Genomic DNA, 23425 nt, shown 5'->3' with positions numbered 1-23425 from the left:
TCGGATTAAACACGAGCCGAATTTTTATATTTTGTTTTAACTTTTCTCTTTTAAAGCCAAATTAAAAATTTGGCATACTATATAAATAAGCACAAATCTTTCAAATTAACACTTATTAGCTATGTTTTATACACCCTGTTGTGTACAGTAATTTTTCAACAGCAATCCCAATAAAAATAAGCTTTAGAAAAATCTTCTTTAATTAGATTCTCTTTATTTATAAAAATGTGTCCAAGTCCGCTATCTCCAAACATTATGTGGTCATCAACATCAATTTGTAAAACTTGAATATCATTTCTTTGTTCTGCATTATAATCTCTTGGGTCTGATTGAGTAAATTCGGCATACCCACCAATTTTATGCCCCATAGAGTCAAAGTATTCTCCGAATTGTTTTTCTTGTTCTTCATTCAAGTTTTCTGTGAAATCCCAATAATCGGTTTCATCAAAGAGATAGTCAAACTGAGAGTCCTCAGAACCTCCTTTATCAATTCCTTTTTCAAAAAAAAGTTGATGAAGTTTATATATTGGCATTTCTTCGTAATCGTTAATTGACAGAAATGAAAAGTCAGCTAATGTTTGTTTACTTAATTCTTCTTTTGAGTGATAAATAATTTTTGAATCTTCATCATACCAATCCGTTGATGAAAGGAAGAGTTGTAGAATTCCATTCTCAGGAAAATGTTCAAGTTTAGGGATTTGTTCAAAATTTAGTTGAGCAATCATTATCATTGGCTTTCCGCTTTTATCTTTCGGATATTCTTTCTCTTTTGGAAAAAAAGGAAACCCTAAAAATTTACTGTCAGTTAATTCTAAATTATCTTCAAGAAGTTTTTCTTTTCTAGGTTTCGCCTTTATTCGAACAAATTCTCGTTCGTATTTTTTTAAATCTGATTCAAATTTCTTTAAAAAGTCTGGAATCATTAATGTTTGTTTTTATTGTACACAACGTTTAATATATGTGTCGTAGCAGGGCAAAATGTTACCTTGCTTTTCGGTTTTTCTGCGCATTGGTTGCTAACTTTTACTTTTTGCAAGCATTGCGCCTTACCAAAAATACAATAACCATTCGATTGATCACTTAACTGCTATGATCACATATATCGTGTTGTGTGCTGGCTTTTCCGCTAATTATGTCCAACGTTTCGTTTACAAAATCTGTTTTCCCAAGTACATATGAGCCTCTGTCGTTTTTGAATTTAGATGCTAATTCGAGTTTTAAATCTTCGTATTCTTTTGCTCTTTTGTCATTTGCATTTAAATAGTCCCGAAAATCAATTTGTTTCCACATCACATTATCTTTTGGGCACATATGAATATGAAAAATTTGTTCTTTTGTTCCGTCAACATTGTATCCTTTTCCGAATGTTGAATATTCCGCTATATTTTCTCTTGCAGGAACTTTAAAGTGTGCATAGCCTAATTCCGTGAACTGTTCGATTAGTTTTTCGTCGAACAATAAATTTGCTGGAATTTCAATCATTAAATCAATGTAAGGTTTAGATTTTATTGAGGTAATTGATGAGCTACCAAAATGTTCCGTTCGCAATATTTTATCTTTTCCGACTTTATCCAAAATCCGCTGTTTTTCGTTTTCGTAAATGTTTTTCCATTCAGGATTATGGTCAACCAATTCAATCGGGAAAAGTGTATTCCAATCTTCTTTGGTTAAATCATTTAAAGTCTTTTTCATTATATCTCGATTTTTTCAGCTTGCGCACAACGGCTCCGTATATGAAAAGTAGCACTGAAAATAAGCTGTTACTTTTCGGATGAAACACAAGCCGAATTTTTAAATTTTACTATTTATCTTTTTTATTGGAAATCATCAAATTTAAAAATTTGGCGACTATCCAAAAATGCCCAAGCCTTAGTGTTAGCAACAACTTGCGCTATTTTTTATATACATTGTTAGCAATAGTTATTCTGCGTAATCTAATCCTCTGGTTGATTTATAATAAAACTCATTTTCGGTTTTATATTTATCAAATTCAGATTGGCTCACTAAAAACTTAAACTTCCCTTTTGAATAGAGTTTGCCTTTGTAATCAATTGATTTAATCAGCAATTTAATCCCTTCTTTCACAATCGATTTATTTGGCAAAGTTTGATATTCATAACGTAGTAAGCTATCATCATCATTTATAATCAGTTCGCCAGTACTACCATTAATTATATCATATTTACCTTTTTCTTTCTTTAAGAACAAGATAAGATTTTGTCCAGTTTTGTATTTAATTTGGCGCGTATCGCACATCCATTCTTCCCATTTACTTACGCTAATTATTGTTTTATCACTTCCTTTAATAAATTCCGATACTGTAAAATCGTATTTTTCGTCGTAGATATTTTCAATTTCCCCTTCAACAATTAAGTCCGCTTTTGACGTAACTATTGAGTAAGGTAAAATTATCTTATCAACTTCATTTTTATTTGAAATCGTAGTGAATAATATTAATGTGATGAGTATTTTCATAATTATTGCTAACGTGTTTGTATATGGTTTGTTGCGTGTTTTAAGCACCTAATTTAGTAAATACAAACCGAATAGAAAATCCGCGAGGATTTTCGTAAGTAGGCTAGAGCTAGCAATAAATTATATACGGTGTTACCCAACGTTTTTATTCTTTTTCTAATTCAACAATCAAATTACTAATTAAATGTCCTTGATTTAATTCCATTTCCTTTGTTTTATATCCAACTTTTCGGATCTTAATTTTCACTGGATTATCAGGACAAATTCCATAACTGTTAGAATTCATAAAAAAAATGCCTGTCGAATCAGTTGCAAAAAGACAATTCGTCTTAACATTTTGAGCAGTTGCTCTTACTATTTCAGTACATTTTATATTTGTAAATTCAAGGAATACTTTTTCAATTGGTTCTTTTGAGTTTGAATCAATAACTTTTCCGTCAATTGTCACCCAACAATCACAAGAAGTTAGCACGAAAGAAATCAAAAGTCCAATAATTATTTTTTTATATTTCATTCGGTCAATATATTTCAGTCATTGCGATTGTCATCATTATTACGATATACAAAAAAGGAATTGCACTTAAAAAAATCCAAACGAGATTATTTTTCAATTCAGTTTTGTGTTTTGAAATCAAAAGTATTGTGTTAATCAACGACCATAAAATTCCACCAGAGAAAACAAACAAGGAAATTAAACTACCATATTGGTAAATCCAAGTTCCTCTGTAAGGTTGAACCAAATATTTTAAAAGCATTGCACTTAAACAAATTCCGATAATCAGAATTCCGCTTTTTTTAGTCCAATTTATATTTTTAAGCAACATATTCAATGGTTTGGTCAAATGTTGGGTAACGTTAAATATATGGCAAGTGGGGCAGAAAATAAACGATTACTTTCGGTTTAGCCACAAGCCAAATCTTTTGTATTTTGTTTTAATTTTTCTCTTTTAATACCAAATCAAAAGATTTGGCGACTTTGCAAATAGACAATAACCTTTCGATTAAACACTAATAGCCCAATTTGCTATATATAGTGTTAGCAGCTTTGCTTTATTCACGTTTGATTCCATCTTCATTTTCAAGAAGATTTAGTAGTTCAATAATCATTGAATAAATTTTATCTAATCTTATTGAGCCAGATAATCCTTCTTTTTCTCCAGTCAATTCTTCATGTGTCGAATTAAACCGAAACTCATTATTCATTAGTTTAATTTCAATACATAGCGTACTAATTGAGGAAATAATCTTATCGTCGATGTTGAGAGAGTGGCTTGAAAGAATTTCATCAAGTGAATCCTTTAGGAACTTTAATTTATCAAGTTCAGACTTTATAAAATCATGTCTTTTCTCACCAGAGTATTTGGCAATAGTTTCTAATATTTTGACTTTTAATTGTTCAGGAGCAACAGGTTTGAAAATATTTGGGTTTAGTAAAGCAACAAAATCAAACAAATCATTATACTTTTTATTTTTAACAAGAAAAGTAGTAGAATCTTTATTTACTTTAAATTCTTGTGGCATAGAATTTAAAAAATAGCATAACTCAGATATTATAAAAGTGATTTTTGTCCGAAAATGATTTATATTTTTTCTTTTTAATAGTCTAATTGTATATTTTGGGATGAGCCAAATGGACACTAATATTCCTAATATAAAATAAACGCTCCCAGCCAAAATATTAATCCAAAAAGAATTCCAATCCATATTTTATTAAATTTTATCTATTGTAGTAATATTTGGTTTTTTACGCATTGCTGCTAACGTGTTTGTGTATGGTTAGTTGCTCTGCGACTAAAGATAGCAAAAGGGGACGAATCTGAGGGAAATTCGGAGAATTTTCCGATAAGCCAGACAGGAACTCTGGCAATTAACTATACACGGTGTTGTGCCTAGTTTTTTATTCTTTGGTCTTTGTATTTAACAACCCATTCTTTTGCTTCTTCTAATGTTTTTGGATAGCTGACATAATTATTTGATTCTAATTTATAATATTCCGATTTCCCTTCTTGATAAACGTGTTGGAAAGGGAAACCTTCTGAAATCATAAACTTTACAAGTTCCCATTTTTTCTTATCAGTCTTTTTGGGTGGTCGAAAACTATGATTAATAAAAATCATTTGATTTGAACACAAAGGACATTTTCCAAGATGTAGATTAGTTAAATCTAATCCCAAATTTTCTACTCTATAACATTCTAAACAAACAGCTTTGTGTCCCATTTATTCTTTAATATTCAGTTTTATTTTTTGTCCGTCTTTCAAATCCTTTATCTGAAATCCTAAATCTCCGCTAAAAGCAATTAATTCCGCAAAACTAATTTTTCCAAGATTTGATTTTTCATATTCTCCGCCAATAACAGCCGACATTTTCAGACAATATTTTTCGTTTTCTTTTAATTCTCCAAGTTCCGATTTTGCAATATTCACAAGGTTTGTCATTTCCCAATCTTCTATAAATTCAGGGTCAGATGAGATTTTATTCAATTCTGATTCTGATTCCGCAATTTTTCCGCAACTAATTTCTTCAGGACAAATTCTCCAATATTCGTTTTTGTCCGTTTTGAAAATCACGTTCCCAAATTCATTCGTGCGAATGATTTCGGTTGCGTTAAATCCTTTCCAATTCCAAGCTTTATTTATTTCCGCAATCATTTTCTCAAATTAGGCACAACAATGATATATGTGCACTGGTACACATATATCCATTATATTTTTTCACAAATCTAGGGGATTTCTGATTAACTTAAAATTATGTACAGCAACTTGGGTATATATTTCTGTTGTTTTTGTACTACTATGTCCTAAAAGAGTTTGTATATATCTAATATCTGTTCCATTTTCTAAAAGATGAGTAGCAAAAGAATGCCTTAACATATGTGGAGTTACCTTTCTTATAATTTTAGCTTTCTCACTTGCATTTCTAATAATTTTAGTAACACTTTCTGTCGAATATTTTTTTCCTAACATTCCTTCAAACAGATATTTCTTAGGTTTCCATTGCTTATAATAGATTCTTAAATCTTTTAATACTGTTTCAGATAGTAATGAATATCGATCTTTATTATTCTTAGCATTTCTAATATAGACCAACATTCGTTTACTATCGATATCTGTTAGTTGCAAATTTAATAGCTCACTTCTACGTAATCCTGCAGAATATAATAGCCCTACAATGCAACGATGCTTCATATTGTTTGTGCAAATCATCATTGACTGAATTTCTTCTTTCGATATGACTTGGGGAAGTTTATGTTCTTTTCTAGGTCTTTCTATACTATAAAAACGATTAGGCATCTCCATCACTGCCTCATAATAAAATTTAATACTATTGATGGTTTGATTGATATAACTATTGGATTTATTTTGTTGGATAAGTAATTGCAGATATGTTCTTATTTCCTGTTCAGACAACTCTATAATAGGGCAATTTGGGTATTGATTGATAAATTTTTCAAATTGAGAAATATAGGTTTTACAAGTATTTATGGCATACCTTTTAAGCTCTAATTTGGTAAGATATGCTTCAGGAACATACCTGTATGATTTAGTTTTGGTTCTATTACGATACCAGTTGATATCCACAGGCTCATTATCTCGTATTGGTTTTTCTTTGAAAAAAGAATTACCATTTACCCAGGCCACTCCTCTGAATTTCTCAAAAACCTGATTTAGGTTTTTTGCAGTGTTTATAATATATACCATAGCAAATTCCTTGCTCCACCTTGGGTTAGGGAGTTCTTTGATCAATGCCTGTATAACCTTATCAGGGTAGAATTGAATCCCAATCATTTTTTGATTATTAATCAACAAATGTTTTAGAGTAATATGTTTAGAAATCGATTGCACAGTTTAAAGATGAGAAGGTTGAATTAAATAAAAAAATATAAATGTATATTTATACGTTTATTAAACGTTTAATACTACACTTATGGGTAAAGTATGCTTTCATTGCGATAAGGATTTAGAAGGGAGAACAGATAAAAAGTTCTGCACATCTTATTGTAAATCATCATACCATTATCAGAAGAATAAAGAAAATGAAGATAGCCTATTTCAGAAAATAGACCGGCAATTGAAAACCAATCGAAAAATCTTAAAAGAATTCAATAAAGCAGGATTAGCAACAGTAAGAAAAGAAAAGCTTTTGGATAAAGGTTTTGATCCTAACTATTTTACTCATTATTGGAAGAACAAGGAAAACAAAGTGTATCTTTTTTGTTATGAATATGGATTTATGAACCTTAAAGAGAAATATGTTTTAATCAATTGGCAAAAATATATGGGTTGATATACAAATTCTTAAAATAATAACTACCCTTGAGATCATAAGGATAAAAAAAAGGATGGCTTTTTGAGCACATCCTTTAATTCAAACTTAAAGTGTTGTTAGTATAAAATACATTGTCCCCATGTGTTGCATCTACCCGGTTCACAAAAACTTCCTCCAGCATAATTAATTCGACATTTGTTACGTCCACAACACGATATACTTGCCATAGCTCCTTTAATATTTCGTTGTTGTTGTTTAGAGAGTTTTTGAACTCCGGTTAATTCCAAAATGTTTTTCATTGCGTGAAAGTTTTAAAAGTTAATAATCTTAGATTTCTCTTGTTAAAAATATTAGATCATGCAGTAAAATACAACTCCATATTCTTGAGATTTATAAATTTCAACTTATAAAAAACTGTTTTTAAAAGAATAATATAGGGGAGGTTCACTATTATCCTTTAGTGATGGTACACAATATTGTTTTTAGTTATGCCCAAACGCAGTTCCCATTGGATTGACAATATCCATAATCACAAAATTCACCTCCATTAGGAAGACGGAAACAACATCTTTTTGGTCCTCCACAATATACTCTGCGACCCCAGGAACCTTTGATATCTTGTTGCTCTTGTTTAGATAGTTTTTGTACTCCAGTTAAATTTAAGATATTCTTCATCGTGTAAAATATTTAAAAAAGTTAATAATTCAATTTTGATTACAATGATAATACTGTACCAGAACAAACTGGTAATTATCAAAAAAAATGACAAACCCTAAAGTTTGTCTTTTTATATGGTTTCGAATTTTCTTAGAAAAAGATACAACGCCCCCAACGGTCACAACGACCAGGCTCACAAAAACTTTGATTTCCAAAGCTAATAAGGCATCCTCTTCCACTTGGACAGCAAGTTGCACGCCCCCAAGCTCCTTTAATATTTTGTTGTTGTTGTTTGGATAGTTTTTGAACTCCGGTTAATTCCAAAATGTTTTTCATTGTGTGAAAGTTTTAAAAGTTAATAATTCAGATTTTCCCATTAAAAATAGTAGAACATGTAGTAAAATACAACACGATATTCTTGAGATTTATAAATTTCAACTTATAAATAAGGCTATTCTTAAAAGAATAATATACAGGTTCACTATTATCTTTTAATACTTTCACACAGTACTGTTTTAGTTATGCCCACATACAACTTCCGTTAGATCTGCAATATCCATAATCACAAAAACTAGTTCCAGGAACACGACACTTTCTTGGCCCGCAACAGGTGGCACGTCCCCATGTTCCTTTAATTTGTTGTTGCTGTTCTTTACTTAATTTCTGAACTCCGGTTAATTCTAAAATACTTTTCATTGTATATATATTTAAGTTAGTATTTAAATATACCTTAAAATCGTGTGAGTCAGTTTTTTAAAACGTTAAATAACATTATTTTCATAAAAAGTGTAGTACTAAAAAAGGATAAACCAATAAGACTTATCCTTTTTTAATTATATTATTTTGTGAGACTATGCCCACATACAACTTCAGGTTGGCAATATCCATAATCGCAAAATTTTGATACAGTATTACATTGTAATATTGTATCAGAATTGGTAATTATCAAAAAAGACAAACCAGAAGGTTTGCCTTTTATATGATTTTGAATTTTCTTAGAAAAAGATACAACGTCCCCAACGGTCACAGCGACCAGGCTCACAAAAACTTTGATTTCCAAAGCTAATAAGGCATCCTCTTCCACTTGGGCAGCAAGTCGCACGTCCCCATGCTCCTTTAATATTCTGTTGTTGGTCTTTACTTAATTTCTGAACTCCTGTTACATCTAAGATTTTTTTCATCGTGTATTGTATTTAAGTTATGGTTTAAATTTAATTTAAAATATTGTAAATCAATTACATGAAAACCGCTAAAAAAGTAAGGTATTGATCTTATTTAAGGCATGTAGTCATCTCATCAGAGAATAAACTTTGACAGTAAAAAATCTTAAGATTGTTTGTTATTAGTAGTAATACACGCGAAAATCATGCTTACAATTTTGTTTCTTTTGAAGAAATTAGCCATAGACTATACTCTAATTTTTTGTAAGAAATAACTTATTAACAATCGTTAGGAATGTTAATTGGTTGAATTGTAGTTGTTTGAATACTGTTTATTGTGTAAATAGTGGATTATCAACATACTAGGTAACTATTTCATAACGTTCTACTATAGTGAGTTTAACAAAATAATTTTAGATTCGAAACCACATAATTATGCATAATAAACTAACTTATAACATAATGAAAAAGATAATACTCTTACTTCTGTTTATACCTCTTATGGGATATAGCCAGATACCATCATACTACAATGATGTAAACCTAACCTTATCAGGAACTGCATTAAAAAATGAATTAGGTGATAAGGTGACAAATACGCATACCACATTTCTTACTTATACACCTGGGGTGTGGGATGCATTAAAGCAGACTGATTTAGAACCTTCTGATCCTTCAAAGGTTGTTTTGATATATGGATATAGTGATACTGACGGAAATTCTGGTACAGACAGAACTAGAGGAGTAAACAATAATGGGGGAGGGTCTACCGACTGGAACAGGGAACATGTGTATCCAAAATCATTGGGGAATCCCAATCTGGGAACACAAGGACCAGGAGCAGATGCACACCACTTAAGACCCGCAGACGTACAGCGCAATTCATCAAGAGGAAATAGAAAATTTGCTGATGGATCGGGTAATTCTGGATCTACTTCTCAAGGACATTGGTATCCTGGTGATGAATGGAAAGGAGATGTAGCAAGAATGATGATGTATATGTATATACGTTATAATAATCGTTGTTTGCCCAAAAATGTAGGAATAGGAACAGCATCCACTGGTGATAGCAATATGCTGCAATTATTTTTAGAATGGAATGCAGAGGACCCTGTTTCACCATTAGAATTACAACGCAACCCAATTCTTGAAAATATACAGGGTAATAGAAACCCATTTATAGATAATCCGGCATTTGCAACGCAGATTTGGGGAGGACCCCAAGCCGAAGACAGATTTGGGAATACAGGAGGGAATGATACTCAAGCACCAAGTATTCCTGCTAATCTGGGAGCAACAAATACAACTCAAACATCTACTGTATTATCATGGAACGCTTCTACAGATAATGTTGGGGTAACGGGATATGATGTATTTAGAAATGGATCATTTTTAAGTTCTGTAACGACTACTAACTATACTGTTTTAGGATTAACAGCCAATACTACTTATTCATTTTCTGTAAAAGCAAAAGATGCAGCTGGTAATGTATCTGCAGCAAGTACCGTGATTAATGTTACTACACAAAATACCTCTCCAGGCGGTAATGCTACGGCATTGTTTTTTTCTGAATATATAGAAGGATCTTCGAATAATAAAGCTTTAGAAATAGCAAACTATACAGGAGCATCAATTAATCTTTCTGGATATACAATCAAAAGGCAAACTAATGGTTCTGGATCCTGGTCCGGAGGATTAAATCTTTCTGGTGTAGTGGCAAATAATGAGGTTTATGTAACAGCTAATAATTCTGCTTCGAATGCTATTAAAAATGAAGCAGATCTGGTTTCGGGAGCTTCAGAAATGACGTTTAATGGTAATGACCCTGTAGGATTATTTAAAGATGGGATTTTAATAGATATTATAGGAACTTTTAATGGAGGATCCTCTAACTTTGCTAAGGATGCTACACTAAGAAGAAAAGCAGATGTGTCATCACCATCTGCAACATATAAAACATCTGAATGGGAGTCATATCCTCAAAACACCTTTGATGGCCTGGGAAAGCATACATACAATGGAGGTGGTAATACAGGCTCAGATACTGAAATTCCTACAACTCCTACCAATGTAACTGCTTCTAATATCACAGAAAATAGTGCACAACTTTCCTGGACAGCTTCTACAGATAATATTGGTGTTACAGGGTATACGATTTATCAGAATGGAGCAGTACTAACAACTACTACCGGAATCTCGTATAATGTATCTGGCTTGACAGCAGGGACGAATTATACATTTAAGATATCAGCATTTGATGCTGCCGGGAATATTTCTGTATCAAGTAATTCTGTTGCAGTAACGACTCAGGATACAGTGATTTCTTACTGTGTGTCAAAAGGGAATACTGTAAAATATGAATATATTGATTATGTGGGAATAGGAGGGATCTCTAATGCTACATTGGCTAATGGTGGTTATGGAGACTTTACCTCTCAGATAGCAAATATTGGTTATGGAGACTTTACCTCTCAGATAGCAAATATTGGCTATGGAGCTAATACTATTGTATTAAGTGTTGGGTTCGCAAGCGCATCTTATACAGAACATTGGGGCGTGTGGATTGATTTTAATAAAAATGGAACTTTTGAAGGATCTGAAAAAGTAGTTAGTGGATCTACATCAGATACTGGCAACCTATCATATAATTTTGATGTACCATCAACAGCAACATCAGGAAATACCAGAATGCGGGTTGCTATGAAGTGGAACGGAGTGCCAACATCTTGCGAGACTTTTGGATATGGAGAAGTAGAAGATTATACTGTAAATATAGGATCAACAACGGGAGCAAAAGGAGCATCATCAATAAAAATTGATGGGAAATTAGAACAGGAGGATAAAGTGTTTTTGGCTAAAGTTTACCCAAATCCAGCTACAACTTATGTTCAAATTCGTTTGAAAGATCATCGTGATAGTAATTTTACATTGACCAATATGCAGGGTAGTATAGTAAAGTCTGGAGTAGTAACCGATAACAAAATTTCTTTAGAAGGAATAACATCAGGAATTTATTTTATAACAATATCTGATGGAAATCGAAGTATTTCAGAAAAAATAATGATTAAATAATTTTTTTGCAAGTGTAATTACTGAAGCCTTACAATGTTATGTTGTAGGGCTTTTTTTATTTTTTAATGATATACTATTTATAATTCTATTGCTTAATTGCACAGCAAATTCTGGTTCGATATATAGTTGATGCTTTTTCCCTTTTTCTATAATGAAATTGATATTCATCATATTATACCATTGACTTTTTGGAGAATACATATCATTCTCTCCAAAATAGAGTTCTATTTTCGTTTTAGGTTTATTGATCTCATATCGTAACCTTGTTGATGAAACGGCGTATAATGATAGTATATCCGGATTTTTTATAGCAGATTTCCAACCAATAACCCCACCAATACTAAAAGCAAGTATATGTATTTTTCCTTTCTCAAGCTTAAGTAAGTTTTGTATAGCACGATCAATTCCTTCATTTGTGAATTGTTTATGAAGGTTTTCTTCTGTGTATATTGATATGTCTATCTCTCCCAAGTCACAACAGTCATAATATTTTAATTCGAAATAACCCTTAAGTTCTTTGGTATAATAATCAATCCAACCCGATTTTTTTCGTCCCCATAGATCAGATAAAATTATTAGTCTTGGTTTCATGAGATCTTTATTTACTGTATTTGATTCATAAGTTTTTTAGGAAAACCTGTAAATATACCATGTACTCCAAGCTCTTTCATCTCATTTAATTCTGTTTCATCATCTACAGTTTTCACAATTTCTCCTTCATACATCCAGGCCCAAAGTGTTTTGTTTCGTTTTTTTACATGCTTAACTACTCTTTTTGTTAAAACATTCACTTTACCAGCTTTTTTTGGAAGCATTAATATATCTGATGTTATAGGAAAGAGTTTATCTAAATAAAGAAAACTACTGTAGATCATTTTTTTGGCCTCTTTGGTTGGAACACCATATCTCCATTTTGGTCGTTTCTTTTTGAAAGAGGAAATTACCTCGTCATAGCGGCTAACTATAATCACCTGATTGGCCATAGTATATTTTTTGATTAATGTGATCAGTCGGGTAACGGCCAAAAGATTATTTGTATGAAGATCTAATAATAATTTAGCTTTTGGGAATTTTTGAAATACCTCTTCTACCGTTGGAATTTGTATTGGGTTTTCACGGTATATAAATTTATTTTCAACATTGAAATTATATCCTGCATTTAATTGTTGGATTTCTGTTAAGGTAAGTTGGTGAATTTTATTATTTACTCCAGTGATTCGTTTTGTTTGATAATCATGAAATAGAACTAATTTTTCATCTTTAGTAATCTGAATATCCATTTCAATCCACCAATCAGGATTTATAGATTGACAGTGGTGTATTCCTTCAATTGTATTTTCAGGATTTTCGCCTCTTCCACAACCGTAACATACTATTTCCATATCTAATACTAATTATTTTGCACTATACTATCAAAAGGACTTTGTTTTTAAGATGTAGTTACAAAAAAGCAAATCATAAAATGAATTATATATTTTTGACTATTCATACCATAATAAAAATACCAACTATTTTGTATTAGAATGCTCTATAGGTTGATTAATGGTTAGTGTTATTAGACCAAGAGCTATGTAAATAGAACCTGTAATATTTTTTTGTCTTTTGAGGTACTTTTTAGAACTGGTAAACCATTTTGATATTTTCACAGAAAGCAAAACATATAATGTATCACTTAATATTGCAAAAACAGTAAATAAAATACCAAGAAATAATATTTGACTGGCATTACCTCCTTTGTCGATATTTATAAATTGTGGTAAAAAAGAAAAGAAAAATATCGCCGTCTTAGGGTTAAAAGTGTTCACCAAAATACCTTCATAAAAAATTTTATCTAACCGTTTATTTTTATTTGTAATTACAGGCTGTTTATTAGGTATTTTTTCTAGTAGTTTTTTAACACCCAGATAAATAAGATAGATAGCTCCCAGGTACTTTACAATCGAAAATGCTGTAGAAGATGTTAATAGTATAGAAGAAATACCTATTGCAGCGGCAGCAACATGAACCATGCTTCCAATACCTATTCCTAAAACAGAAACAATCCCAGCTTTATATCCTTGTTCAACACTTTTGGCCATAATATAGAGAACAGATGGGCCGGGTATAAGAATTAATATAGAGGCAGCTGCCAAAAAAAATATAATATTATCCAAATCAGGGAGTACCATAGTTATAAAGTTTATTGTATCTAATATGGTTTATTATTTTTGAAATACTAATCTAAAGCCAAAAACAGGAAGTTCTCCTTGCATAAAATCCAAATCATCGGATCTTCTAAATCCCATATTTTCATACATTTTCCATGCTATTTGCATAGCTTGTGTAGAGTGAATTATCATTTGACTTTGTTTTTCATCTTTTGCAATCTGTATACAAGCGTTTGTTAAGCGCTTACCTAAACCTTTACCTCTTGTAGCTGGATCGACTGCCAGTAACCTAAATCCTGAAGCATGCTTTTCTGCTGTAGCAGTGCCACCAGAGCCATAATATTTCATATCACCAAAATAAACAACACCACCACCTATTTTTCCATTTGATGAAATGGCAACCAATAATTTGGTTTTAGGATTTTCTGTTAAACTACCGATATTAGCCAACATTTTATAATAATTAGGTTGTTCTTGTTTAGAAGGGAATCCTTCTAGTTGTGAATATACATTAACCATTAATTCTCCAATTTTTGCAAACTCACCTGGAGCAGCTTCCTTTATGATATATTCTTGATGACTCATAATTAATGTAAAAAATTTATGTAAGAGTACTAAAATAACTTTGACAAATCTCAAAGCTTCTAAAAACCTGAAAACTTGTTATTACAAAAGATAAAAATATGATTATGTGAATAAAAAATTCTTCTAATTCTCTTCTTAACCAAAATTTAACTCTTCGGTTTTCCAGTAAATACATTAACTTTTGAATCTATTGGATTACCTGTTGTTCTCCTAAATGATACTATTTGCCCTGTATGGTAGAGTGCATCAGATATTGGGCCATTGATCATATGCCAAAACGGGAATTCTCCTTTATATCCTTCACTTTGTATAATGATCATATAGTCATCCATATCATCTTTTGTTTTTTCTGCATATAGTTCACTTCCTTTCTTTAGGTTCTGTAATGTCTTTTTTCTTAAGATATCAAAATTCATTGTAGATAGATCGTCTGGAGTGAGTCTGATACTGGGTAAATTTTGTGCAGTATTAGTAATCATGATTGAAAGCCAATATATATGTTCTATCGTTTTATATGTATCAAACCCTTCGGCAGATGGCTTGTACTTTAGATCGGTATCAGTAAGACTTTCTGTAGCCCAATAATAACGATATCCAAGACCATCAATAAGTCTAGAAATTATGTTGCTTGAGGAGTAATTTTTTGGGTATTCTGGTATCTGTTGATATGGCATTTTTATAAAAATCTTTATTTGTTTTTTAAACCACTTTGTTAAGTAATTTTTCAAAGATATTGTAATACAGTAGACGTTTTAGATTATAAATTAGCTAAATATGATAGTATTGTATTCATTTTACTACACATTAAGAAATGTAATTCCATATATTCTTATGCTTAGCGAGTAGCTGATAGGTGTATAGTAATACTTTATTTTTCTCTAAAGATAGTGAAGGGTCTTCATTCAGGATTTTCATTGCATAATGCCTTGCTGTTTTTAAAATATCATTATCTCTTACAATATCTGCTATTTTAAGATTAAGCACACCACTTTGCTGGGTGCCCATAATATCTCCGGGACCTCTTAATTTTAAGTCTACCTCGGCAATATCAAAACCATCGTTGGTGCGTACCATAGTTTCTAATCGGGTCTTACTATCTGCAGATAACTTAAAGCTAGTCATAAGAATGCAAAAACTTTGTTCTGCACCACGACCAACACGCCCTCGTAACTGGTGTAATTGAGATAATCCAAAACGTTCTGCGCTCTCTATAATCATTACACTGGCATTTGGTACATTAACCCCAACTTCAATTACAGTGGTAGCTACCATAATTTGGGTTTCACCCTTTACAAAGCGTTCCATCTCATAATCCTTATCTGCGGGTTTCATTTTACCATGAACAATAGAAATTTGATACTCAGGAGCGGGGAAGGAGCGAGCAATACTTTCATATCCGTCCATAAGATCTTTATAATCCATCGCTTCTGATTCCTGTATCAATGGATAAACAATATAAATTTGCCTTCCTTTTTGTATTTCTTCAGATATAAACTTAAATACTTTTAACCGATTACTATCGTATCGATGTACCGTTTTAATAGGTTTACGGCCAGGTGGGAGTTCGTCAATTACCGAAATATCCAGATCACCATATAAACTCATTGCTAATGTTCTGGGTATTGGGGTTGCTGTCATCACCAAAATATGTGGTGGATAGGTGTTTTTATGCCATAGTTTGGCTCGTTGTGCTACTCCAAATCGATGTTGCTCATCAATAATAGCTAATCCTAGATTTTTAAACTGTACTTTGTCTTCTAATACAGCATGGGTACCAATTAGGATGTGTAATGATCCATCTTCTAGTTCCTGATGGATTTCTCGTCGTTCTTTGGTTTTAGAACTACCCATTAATAATTTTACATTAACATCCAGCTCTTTGGTAAGTGCAGTAATCCCTTGGTAATGCTGATTTGCAAGAATTGCGGTTGGTGCCATTAAACAGGCTTGAAACCCATTATCGATAGCTAATAACATCGTCATTAATCCCACAATGGTTTTACCCGATCCTACATCTCCTTGCAAAAGACGGTTCATTTGAGCACTACTCCCAATATCATTTCGAATTTCTTTGATCACCCGTTTTTGTGCATTGGTAAGATCAAAAGGAAGGTGATCCTTGTAGAAATTGTTAAAATGTTCTCCAACTTCGGTAAAAGGAAACCCTTTTATCTTTTGTTTTCGAATTAATTTTTTAGTGATTAGCTGTAGTTGAATATAAAATAACTCTTCAAATTTTAGTCGATACTGTGCTTTGGATAATAGTTCCTGACTTTTAGGAAAATGAATATTAAAAACAGCTTCACTTTTTGATATAAGTTTAAGCTCTTCAAGAATTTCCTGAGACAATGTATCATAGAAACGTATTTTAGTCTCTACAAACAATTGTTGCATCATTTTACTCATTACCCGGTTAGTGATACCCTTATTAGAGAGTTTTTCGGTAGAAGGGTATATGGGTTGCATTACCGTTCTTAGGTTTTGTTGATGCTCTGTCAATAACTCCATATCGGGATGTGGCATACTAAAACCATTATAGTATTTGGTTTTTCCAAAAATGACATATGGAGTATTGATTTTTAAATTTTCGCGAATCCATTTATGTCCTCTAAACCAAACCAACTCTATAGAAGAACCCGTATCATCTACAAATTTAGCAACTAATCGCTTTCCTCTTTTTTGCTCTACAGTTTTAATATTAACAATCTTGCCTATAATTTGTACCTCTGCCGAATTACGCTGTAATTGGCTGATTTTATAGTATTGTGTTTTATCAAGATATCGATTCGGAAAAAGATTAACCAAATCCTGGTAGGTATGAATCCCTAGTTCTGATCGAAGTAATGTAGCACGAGACGGGCCAACACCTTTCAAATAATCAATGGGAGTTTGTAAAATATTAGGATTCATCGTAGCGAATATACTATATTATAGAAATATTGTCAATCAAAAATTTGTAACATAAACAGAGTAATTTCGTTATTTTGGCAGAACATTTGATTTATGTGTAGTATGAAATTTATTTTAAGCTTTTTAATACTTGTTTTTTCTTCTATTGGCAATGCTCAGGAAATAGCTTCTGTGGAGTCCCTTAATTCTAAAAAGGAACAAGCTAATGTTGATTTTCTAAAAGGTAAAGTCAATGTGACTGTAGACTCCAAATCAAGAGAAGTAAAAGGAAAGGTAGCATATACTTTTAAAATAATAAAACCCGTTCGAGCTATTACGGTAGATGCCCAACATATGATAATCAGCAACGTATCTCTAGATGATAAAGATGTAGATTTTAAATATGATGATAAAAAGGTCGTTATTAATTCTAACTTTAAAAATGCAAGCGAGCATCGAATAGTGATTCATTATGAAGCTAAACCTAAAAAAGCACTTTATTTTGTTAAAGATTATGAAGGGAATGATCAGGTTTGGACTCAAGGGCAAGGAAAATACACCTCTAACTGGCTTCCCAGTTTTGATGATATGAATGAGAAAACCGAATTTGATCTCACTATCAATTTCCAAAAAGGTTACGAAGTTATTGCTAATGGAAAACTTACTAAAACAGAATCGGTAAATGATTCTATCCAAAGTTGGCAGTATGATATGCAACGTGCAATGAGTAGCTATTTGGTTGCTTTTGCCATTGGAAAATATGATAAAGTAGTAGAAACTTCGGCAAATGGTACTCCTTTAGAAATGTATTACTATCCCAAGGACAAAAATAAATTCGAAGCTACTTATAAACACAGTAAAAGGATTTTTGAATTTTTAGAAAAAGAGATTGGGTTTTCTTTTCCTTGGCAAAACTATAAGCAGATTCCTGTTAAAGATTTTTTATATGCAGGTATGGAAAATACAGGGACAACCATTTTTTCTGATGCCTTTATGGTTGATGAAACAGCATTTATTGATCAAAACTATATTAATGTCAATGCCCATGAATTGGCACATCAATGGTTTGGAGATTTAGTAACCGAGACTGAAGGAACACATCATTGGCTCCAAGAAGGATTTGCAACGTATTATGCATTGTTAGCAGAAAAAGAAATTTTTGGCGATGATTATTTTCAATACAAATTGTATGAAAGCGCAGAACAGCTTACCGAGCTATCCAAAACAAAGAATGCAACATCATTATTGGATCCAAAAGCAAGCTCTCTAACATTTTATCAGAGAGGAGCCTGGGCTATTCATGCATTAAGAAAATTGATTGGAGATACTAGTTTTAAAATTACAATTTATAATTACCTCGAAAAACATAAGTTTCAAAATGTGACAACTAATGATTTTTTTGCGATAGCAGAAGAGGTAAGTGGTACAGATCTGAAAGCATTTAGACAATTATGGCTAGAGAATATAAAATTTCCTTCGCAAGAAGCATTAGACATACTTGCAAAATCAGATTTCATTAAAAGCTATCTAGGCTTAGCGCAAGAGCGCACTCAACCTATGGCAGGAAAATGGGGTACTTTGGCTAAGGCATTAGGCTTTCCTACAAATGATTACATTGGGCAGGAAGCGGTCTATCAATTAGAAGGAAAAAACTCCCCAGAGGTTATAGCCTTGTATGATAAAGCTTTTGAGACGAATAACATTTTTGTACGCCAGGCTATTGCCAATACATTAAATACAGTACCTAAGGATTTACAAGAACAATATGAATCTTTACTAAAAGACGCATCATACGCTACCATAGAACCAGCACTTTATCATTTGTGGACTAGTTTCCCAGAAAAAAGAAAAGAGTACTTAGATCTTACCAGAGAAATAGTAGGGTTTAATACCAAAAACATTAGAATGTTATGGCTAGTTCTAGCATTAAACACAAAGGATTATCATACTAGCGAACATCAAAAATTTTATCTGGAACTATCGGGGTATACATCATCAAAATTTGGTTTTAGTACTCGAGAGAATGCGTTTACTTATCTAGAAAGCTTACAAGCTTTTTCTGATCAATCCTTAATAGATCTTGTTGATGGAGCAACGCATCATAATTGGCGTTTTAGGAACTCTTGCAGAAAAATTCTTGATAAAATACTCAAGGACGAAAAATATAAAAAGAAATACGTAGTTTTATTGAATAGTTTACCGAAGAATCAACATGATTTTTTGGAAAAAAAATTAACCCCATAACATAGAACATGCGTGCATTAGTAATTTCTGGTGGTGGAAGTAAAGGAGCTTTTGCAGGTGGTGTTGCACAGTACTTAATTCAGGATTTGGGTAGAAAATATGACCTGTTTATAGGTACTTCTACCGGAAGTCTTTTGGTATCACATCTGGCATTATCCAAAATCGAAGAGATAAAAGCTTTTTATACCTCGGTAAATCAATCTTCAATATTTAAAAGTTGTCCATTTACTATTAAAAAGAAAAGAGGATATACAAGTATCAATATCAATCATTTTAATGTATTGTATAATTTGATTAAAGGGAAAAAATCATTTGGAGATAGTAAAAACCTTAGAAACCTGATAGAGAGTGCTATTTCTGAATCATATTTTGAAGAACTGAAATCTGGAGAAAAAGATATAATCATTACGGTAACCAATCTTTCTACTAATGAAGTAGAATATAAATCAATAAAAGAATGTACATATCAGGATTTTTTAGATTGGATATGGATATCTTGCAATTACCCACCTTTTATGAGTTTGGTTAGAAAAAACCATTGTGATTATGTTGATGGTGGTTTGGGGTCAATGGTTCCTATTGAAGAAGCGATAAAACGCGGAGCAACAGAGCTCGATGTTATTGTGTTGGAAACAGAAATTAATTATTTAAATAGAATGCCTACCAAAAACCCTTTTACTTTAATAACAAGTATGGTCGATTTTATGATGGATAGGATCGAACATCAGAATATTCGAATAGGTAAGTTTAAAGCAATAGAACATGATGTAGCAATGGATTTATATTATACTCCTACCGTACTGACTACGAACTCATTAATTTTTGATAAGGAAAAAATGACACAATGGTGGGCAAAAGGTTATAAATTTGCAAAGAAAAAGAACATTTCGAACCCATTATAATATGCGAGCACTAGTAATTTCAGGAGGAGGAAGTAAAGGAGCTTATGCCGGTGGTGTAGCGCAATACTTAATTCAAGAAGAAGGTAAGAAATATGACCTGTTTCTCGGGACTTCTACCGGAAGTCTTTTAATTTCACAATTGGCATTAGGTAATATCGAGAAAATGTATGATATCTATACTAATGTTAATCAACATACAATCTTTAATGTAAATCCTTTTGTAGTTAGAAAAAAAGGAAATAGAGAGTTTGTATCAATTAATTTTTTTTCATCTCTATGGCAATTTATTAAAAGAAAGCGAACATTCGGAGAAAGTAAAAACTTACGGCGAGCAATCCGCAGAAACTTTTCTGAAGAAGAATTTAATCAGGCACGTACAAAAGTTGATGATGTTGTAGTTACCGTTTCTAATCTCACTAAAAATAGTACAGAATATAAATCTATTAATGATTTTTCTTACGAAGATTTCTGTGATTGGATTTGGATATCCTGTAACTATGTTCCTTTTATGAGTTTGGTAACAAAAGATGGTTGTGAATATGCAGATGGAGGTTTTGGATGTATGGTACCTATTCGAGAAGCAATACGAAGAGGAGCCACAGAGGTTGATGCCATTATTTTGGAGTCAGAAAATATGGAACATAATAAAGTGCTGGGTAGAAACCCGTTTTCACTTATGGTAAACCTATTTAGCTATATGTTAGACCAGGTAGAAGGGCATGATACCGTATTAGGTAAACTAGCAGCAATTAATAAAGAAGTTCCTTTAAATCTATATTATACACCATCAAAACTTACAGAGAATTCATTGATTTTTAATAAAAAATTAATGAGTAGTTGGTGGAGACAAGGTTATGAATACGCAGCTCAAAAAGCCAAAACTGCAGAAGAAAATAAACTTAAGAATATAGATCTTGCAGGATAATTCTTTTGGGGTAGATTCTCGAATAAAATGAATCTCTAAAATAGATCAGTAATTTCTTCTTTGATAATTGCAATTGCAGTATCGCTGGGAGCACCTTTTTCTATAAGTTCTGTAAGAATTACTTCTCTCATTTTATTGGCCGAATCTACATCTTCTTTTAATGCAGTTTTTCGAATTAAAGCAATAGTTGCATTTTTGGAAGCTTTAACTGTATTCCAACATTCATCAGAAACATAAATCTGTTGAGTAAGATTATGTTCAAATTCTTGATCAATCGTATGAATCAATAAAGATTCATAGTCTTTTTTATCTTCTGAAATAGGAGCAATTCTTGTTAATAGATTACCGGGAGATATTCTTTCTAAAAATAAAACTATACGTTCATATGCCTGAAGTCTAAGAGGTAAAGATTGTTTTTGATTCTCTCTATGTAAAAGAAATCTACGACGTTTTTCTTCATTGCGAGTATGAAGACTGAAAAAATAGAATGAAATAACCCCTACAATCACTGCGGGAATTATATTAAAAAGAAGATCAACTATTTTGGATTCCATATGTTGTTACTTAAATACAAGTGTAGGTTACTATCTCTAGACAAATAAATCAAACTTTTTTGATTTATCTATCTAGATTTACAATAAATTTCTTTTTTCCATAAAAATTTTACTTTACAGACTAAAACAAATAAATAGAAAGAGAATTTTTTTCACTGAAAATAGGGATATGTATGCTACAGATATATTCTATGTTTGTTCCGAGAGATAGAGTACAACAAATTTTAATACATCAATGTTTTTATAGAAACATAATGCTTTTACGACTCTTTTGTTAGGTTTGTTTTTTTGTTTACATTTAAATTTTAGAAAATAGAGATTTGTTGTACTCTTTCTAATGGGAAAATAACATAAACATTAATTATTAATCTGTTCTTATGAAGGAAACTTTAAGTTTTGATGAGACCCTTATGTCATCTTTAAATACTAAGATTACCGTTTCAAAATGGGATGAAACCAAGGAAGCATATGATCAAAAACAATATAAAGATGTTATTTTAAATTTGTTTGATTATTTGGATCTTGATATTAGAAAAAAATATGGCAATACAGATGAAACCTATTTTAAGATACCTCATGGCTCTATAATTGTAGAAATTAATATTACAGATACAGATTTTAATGTTAAAGCCCCTTTTCTAAAGGTAGGAGAGAATCAAAAAATACCACTATATAGAAAAATTGCTGAGGTCAATTTTTCACCTCTTAATTTGTCACAAATAAAGTTAGACGATGGTCAGCTTAATTTTTTGTATAGCACCCCACTACATCTTTGTGAGCCTTTAAAAATATATTATGTTTTAAAAGAGATATGCCATAATGCAGATAACTTTGATGATGAGTTTATTAGTTTGTTTGGTGTAGAACAATTACACGACCCACATATAGAGAATTATAGTCAGGAGATTTTGGATACGATTTGGGAAAAATTCAATTCTTATTTAAAAGAAGCAGATCAATATATAGAACACTTTGACCAAACAAGAGTAGGGTACTTTAATTGGGATATTATTAATATTACATTAAAGCGTATAGATTATCTCATGGCTCCTCATGGTAAGCTGAGAACGGATATTGAAAATCAAGTAAATGATTTGTATTCACAGGGTGATATGCAAGATCGAATTCAAAGAGGGAAAAGATTTTTGGATACGTTGAAAAATAAAAGTAAGGAAGAACTTTTGGCAGATTTCTATATCTCAGAATCATTTGTGCCAACTAAGATGCGAAGTGAATTAGAACATATAAAACAAAGCTGGGAGCGGCCTTATGAAAATGCAAAAAAAGAAATTCAAAACAAACAATATACAGCAGCAACATTAACACTGCTTGTTGCTTTTTATGATTTCTACTACTATAATAACATTCCCGAAGATATAAATTTAAAAATGGTGAACTCACTTAAAAATGCAGCAGGTAAGGAGTGGGAGGCATCTGCATTATCACTGTTTAATGGGATGGAAAGTATCTTAAATAATAAAGCAGTACAAACTTCGACTCCTAAAAAAGGATTCTTTTCTAAGTTATTTGGTTAGATTATAAATGA

Annotated in this window: 26 protein-coding genes; 6 read left to right on the top strand and 20 right to left on the bottom strand. The window is 31.7% G+C overall.

From position 1 onward, the window contains the following. Positions 1-155 precede the first annotated feature (155 nt). From AAFU52_RS23750 to AAFU52_RS23715, 8 genes are all read right to left on the bottom strand, one after another. Positions 156-923 carry a YwqG family protein gene (locus AAFU52_RS23750; RefSeq protein WP_438423865.1) on the bottom strand — a complete coding sequence of 256 codons (768 nt, stop codon included), beginning with the start codon at positions 921-923 and terminating at the stop codon, positions 156-158. A gap of 157 nt (positions 924-1080) precedes the next feature. After that, positions 1081-1692 carry a GrpB family protein gene (locus tag AAFU52_RS23745; protein ID WP_438423864.1) on the bottom strand — a complete coding sequence of 204 codons (612 nt, stop codon included), beginning with the start codon at positions 1690-1692 and terminating at the stop codon, positions 1081-1083. Between the two features lie 228 nt (positions 1693-1920). Continuing rightward, the gene (locus tag AAFU52_RS23740) at positions 1921-2475 is read right to left on the bottom strand and encodes a hypothetical protein (protein WP_438423863.1); all 555 of its coding nucleotides are present in this window, start codon (positions 2473-2475) and stop codon (positions 1921-1923) included. A gap of 145 nt (positions 2476-2620) precedes the next feature. Further along, complete coding sequence (locus AAFU52_RS23735) at positions 2621-2989, bottom strand: hypothetical protein (RefSeq protein WP_438423861.1); 369 nt, start codon at positions 2987-2989, stop codon at positions 2621-2623. 536 nt (positions 2990-3525) lie between these two features. Beyond that, the gene (locus AAFU52_RS23730) at positions 3526-4179 is read right to left on the bottom strand and encodes a hypothetical protein (RefSeq protein WP_438423860.1); all 654 of its coding nucleotides are present in this window, start codon (positions 4177-4179) and stop codon (positions 3526-3528) included. Positions 4180-4364: 185 nt separating this feature from the next. Continuing rightward, the gene (locus AAFU52_RS23725) at positions 4365-4694 is read right to left on the bottom strand and encodes a hypothetical protein (RefSeq protein ID WP_438423858.1); all 330 of its coding nucleotides are present in this window, start codon (positions 4692-4694) and stop codon (positions 4365-4367) included. Next, entirely contained in the window at positions 4695-5126 is a 432-nt protein-coding gene (locus tag AAFU52_RS23720) for a T6SS immunity protein Tdi1 domain-containing protein (protein WP_438423855.1), read from the bottom strand. Between the two features lie 63 nt (positions 5127-5189). After that, positions 5190-6263, bottom strand: coding sequence for a tyrosine-type recombinase/integrase (locus AAFU52_RS23715; protein ID WP_438423854.1), 1074 nt, complete (start codon positions 6261-6263; stop codon positions 5190-5192). A gap of 139 nt (positions 6264-6402) precedes the next feature. On the opposite strand from AAFU52_RS23715, the gene AAFU52_RS23710 reads away from it, so the two are divergent. Further along, the gene (locus tag AAFU52_RS23710) at positions 6403-6762 is read left to right on the top strand and encodes a hypothetical protein (RefSeq protein WP_024769613.1); all 360 of its coding nucleotides are present in this window, start codon (positions 6403-6405) and stop codon (positions 6760-6762) included. A gap of 98 nt (positions 6763-6860) precedes the next feature. On the opposite strand, the gene AAFU52_RS23705 is transcribed toward AAFU52_RS23710, so the two are convergent. The 5 genes from AAFU52_RS23705 to AAFU52_RS23685 all read right to left on the bottom strand — a co-directional run bounded on the left by AAFU52_RS23705 (position 6861) and on the right by AAFU52_RS23685 (position 8582). Beyond that, on the bottom strand, positions 6861-7043 hold the full coding sequence (locus AAFU52_RS23705; RefSeq protein WP_159025768.1) for a hypothetical protein: 183 nt from the start codon (positions 7041-7043) through the stop codon (positions 6861-6863). A 187-nt stretch (positions 7044-7230) separates the two neighbouring features. After that, a complete protein-coding gene (locus tag AAFU52_RS23700; protein WP_024769612.1) occupies positions 7231-7419 on the bottom strand; it encodes a hypothetical protein in 189 nt (62 codons plus the stop codon). 132 nt (positions 7420-7551) lie between these two features. After that, positions 7552-7737, bottom strand: a complete 186-nt coding sequence (locus tag AAFU52_RS23695) for a hypothetical protein (RefSeq protein ID WP_024769611.1) — start codon at positions 7735-7737, stop codon at positions 7552-7554. Positions 7738-7920: 183 nt separating this feature from the next. Beyond that, positions 7921-8097, bottom strand: a complete 177-nt coding sequence (locus tag AAFU52_RS23690; RefSeq protein ID WP_159025767.1) for a hypothetical protein — start codon at positions 8095-8097, stop codon at positions 7921-7923. 299 nt (positions 8098-8396) lie between these two features. Beyond that, positions 8397-8582 (bottom strand): hypothetical protein, encoded by a 186-nt coding sequence (locus AAFU52_RS23685; RefSeq protein WP_024769610.1) that lies wholly within the window; start codon positions 8580-8582, stop codon positions 8397-8399. Positions 8583-9023: 441 nt separating this feature from the next. On the opposite strand from AAFU52_RS23685, the gene AAFU52_RS23680 reads away from it, so the two are divergent. Further along, positions 9024-11633 carry an endonuclease gene (locus AAFU52_RS23680; protein ID WP_438423852.1) on the top strand — a complete coding sequence of 870 codons (2610 nt, stop codon included), beginning with the start codon at positions 9024-9026 and terminating at the stop codon, positions 11631-11633. A 36-nt stretch (positions 11634-11669) separates the two neighbouring features. Here the strand turns inward: AAFU52_RS23680 and AAFU52_RS23675 are convergent, their stop codons facing one another. From AAFU52_RS23675 to recG, 6 genes are all read right to left on the bottom strand, one after another. Beyond that, complete coding sequence (locus AAFU52_RS23675; RefSeq protein WP_438423850.1) at positions 11670-12224, bottom strand: alpha/beta hydrolase; 555 nt, start codon at positions 12222-12224, stop codon at positions 11670-11672. An 11-nt stretch (positions 12225-12235) separates the two neighbouring features. Further along, positions 12236-13015, bottom strand: coding sequence for a glycerophosphodiester phosphodiesterase family protein (locus AAFU52_RS23670; protein WP_024769607.1), 780 nt, complete (start codon positions 13013-13015; stop codon positions 12236-12238). Positions 13016-13141: 126 nt separating this feature from the next. Beyond that, positions 13142-13801 carry a LysE family translocator gene (locus AAFU52_RS23665; RefSeq protein WP_035091108.1) on the bottom strand — a complete coding sequence of 220 codons (660 nt, stop codon included), beginning with the start codon at positions 13799-13801 and terminating at the stop codon, positions 13142-13144. A gap of 33 nt (positions 13802-13834) precedes the next feature. Beyond that, a complete protein-coding gene (locus AAFU52_RS23660; RefSeq protein WP_024769605.1) occupies positions 13835-14365 on the bottom strand; it encodes a GNAT family N-acetyltransferase in 531 nt (176 codons plus the stop codon). A 146-nt stretch (positions 14366-14511) separates the two neighbouring features. Continuing rightward, complete coding sequence (locus AAFU52_RS23655) at positions 14512-15039, bottom strand: hypothetical protein (RefSeq protein WP_438423844.1); 528 nt, start codon at positions 15037-15039, stop codon at positions 14512-14514. Positions 15040-15169: 130 nt separating this feature from the next. Next, a complete protein-coding gene (gene recG, locus AAFU52_RS23650) occupies positions 15170-17275 on the bottom strand; it encodes an ATP-dependent DNA helicase RecG (protein ID WP_438423842.1) in 2106 nt (701 codons plus the stop codon). 102 nt (positions 17276-17377) lie between these two features. On the opposite strand from recG, the gene AAFU52_RS23645 reads away from it, so the two are divergent. Genes AAFU52_RS23645 through AAFU52_RS23635 form a run of 3 tightly spaced genes read left to right on the top strand, consistent with a single transcriptional unit; the run spans position 17378 to position 21325 of the window. After that, on the top strand, positions 17378-19498 hold the full coding sequence (locus tag AAFU52_RS23645; protein WP_024769602.1) for a M1 family metallopeptidase: 2121 nt from the start codon (positions 17378-17380) through the stop codon (positions 19496-19498). Positions 19499-19506: 8 nt separating this feature from the next. Further along, entirely contained in the window at positions 19507-20400 is an 894-nt protein-coding gene (locus tag AAFU52_RS23640; protein ID WP_024769601.1) for a patatin-like phospholipase family protein, read from the top strand. 1 nt (position 20401) lies between these two features. Next, a complete protein-coding gene (locus tag AAFU52_RS23635) occupies positions 20402-21325 on the top strand; it encodes a patatin-like phospholipase family protein (RefSeq protein WP_024769600.1) in 924 nt (307 codons plus the stop codon). A 35-nt stretch (positions 21326-21360) separates the two neighbouring features. Here AAFU52_RS23635 and AAFU52_RS23630 read toward each other — a convergent pair whose 3' ends face one another. Next, positions 21361-21879, bottom strand: a complete 519-nt coding sequence (locus AAFU52_RS23630; protein ID WP_024769599.1) for a hypothetical protein — start codon at positions 21877-21879, stop codon at positions 21361-21363. A 377-nt stretch (positions 21880-22256) separates the two neighbouring features. Here AAFU52_RS23630 and AAFU52_RS23625 point away from each other — a divergent pair, with 377 nt between their 5' ends. Beyond that, a complete protein-coding gene (locus tag AAFU52_RS23625) occupies positions 22257-23414 on the top strand; it encodes a hypothetical protein (protein ID WP_438423839.1) in 1158 nt (385 codons plus the stop codon). The last annotated feature ends 11 nt before the right edge of the window (positions 23415-23425 follow it).

The sequence above is a fragment of the Aquimarina macrocephali genome (genome assembly GCF_051627225.1).
GTDB classification, from domain to species: Bacteria; Bacteroidota; Bacteroidia; order Flavobacteriales; family Flavobacteriaceae; genus Aquimarina; species Aquimarina macrocephali.
Note: the sequence above shows the minus strand (reverse complement) of the source record. Positions and strands in the feature narration are given on the sequence as shown.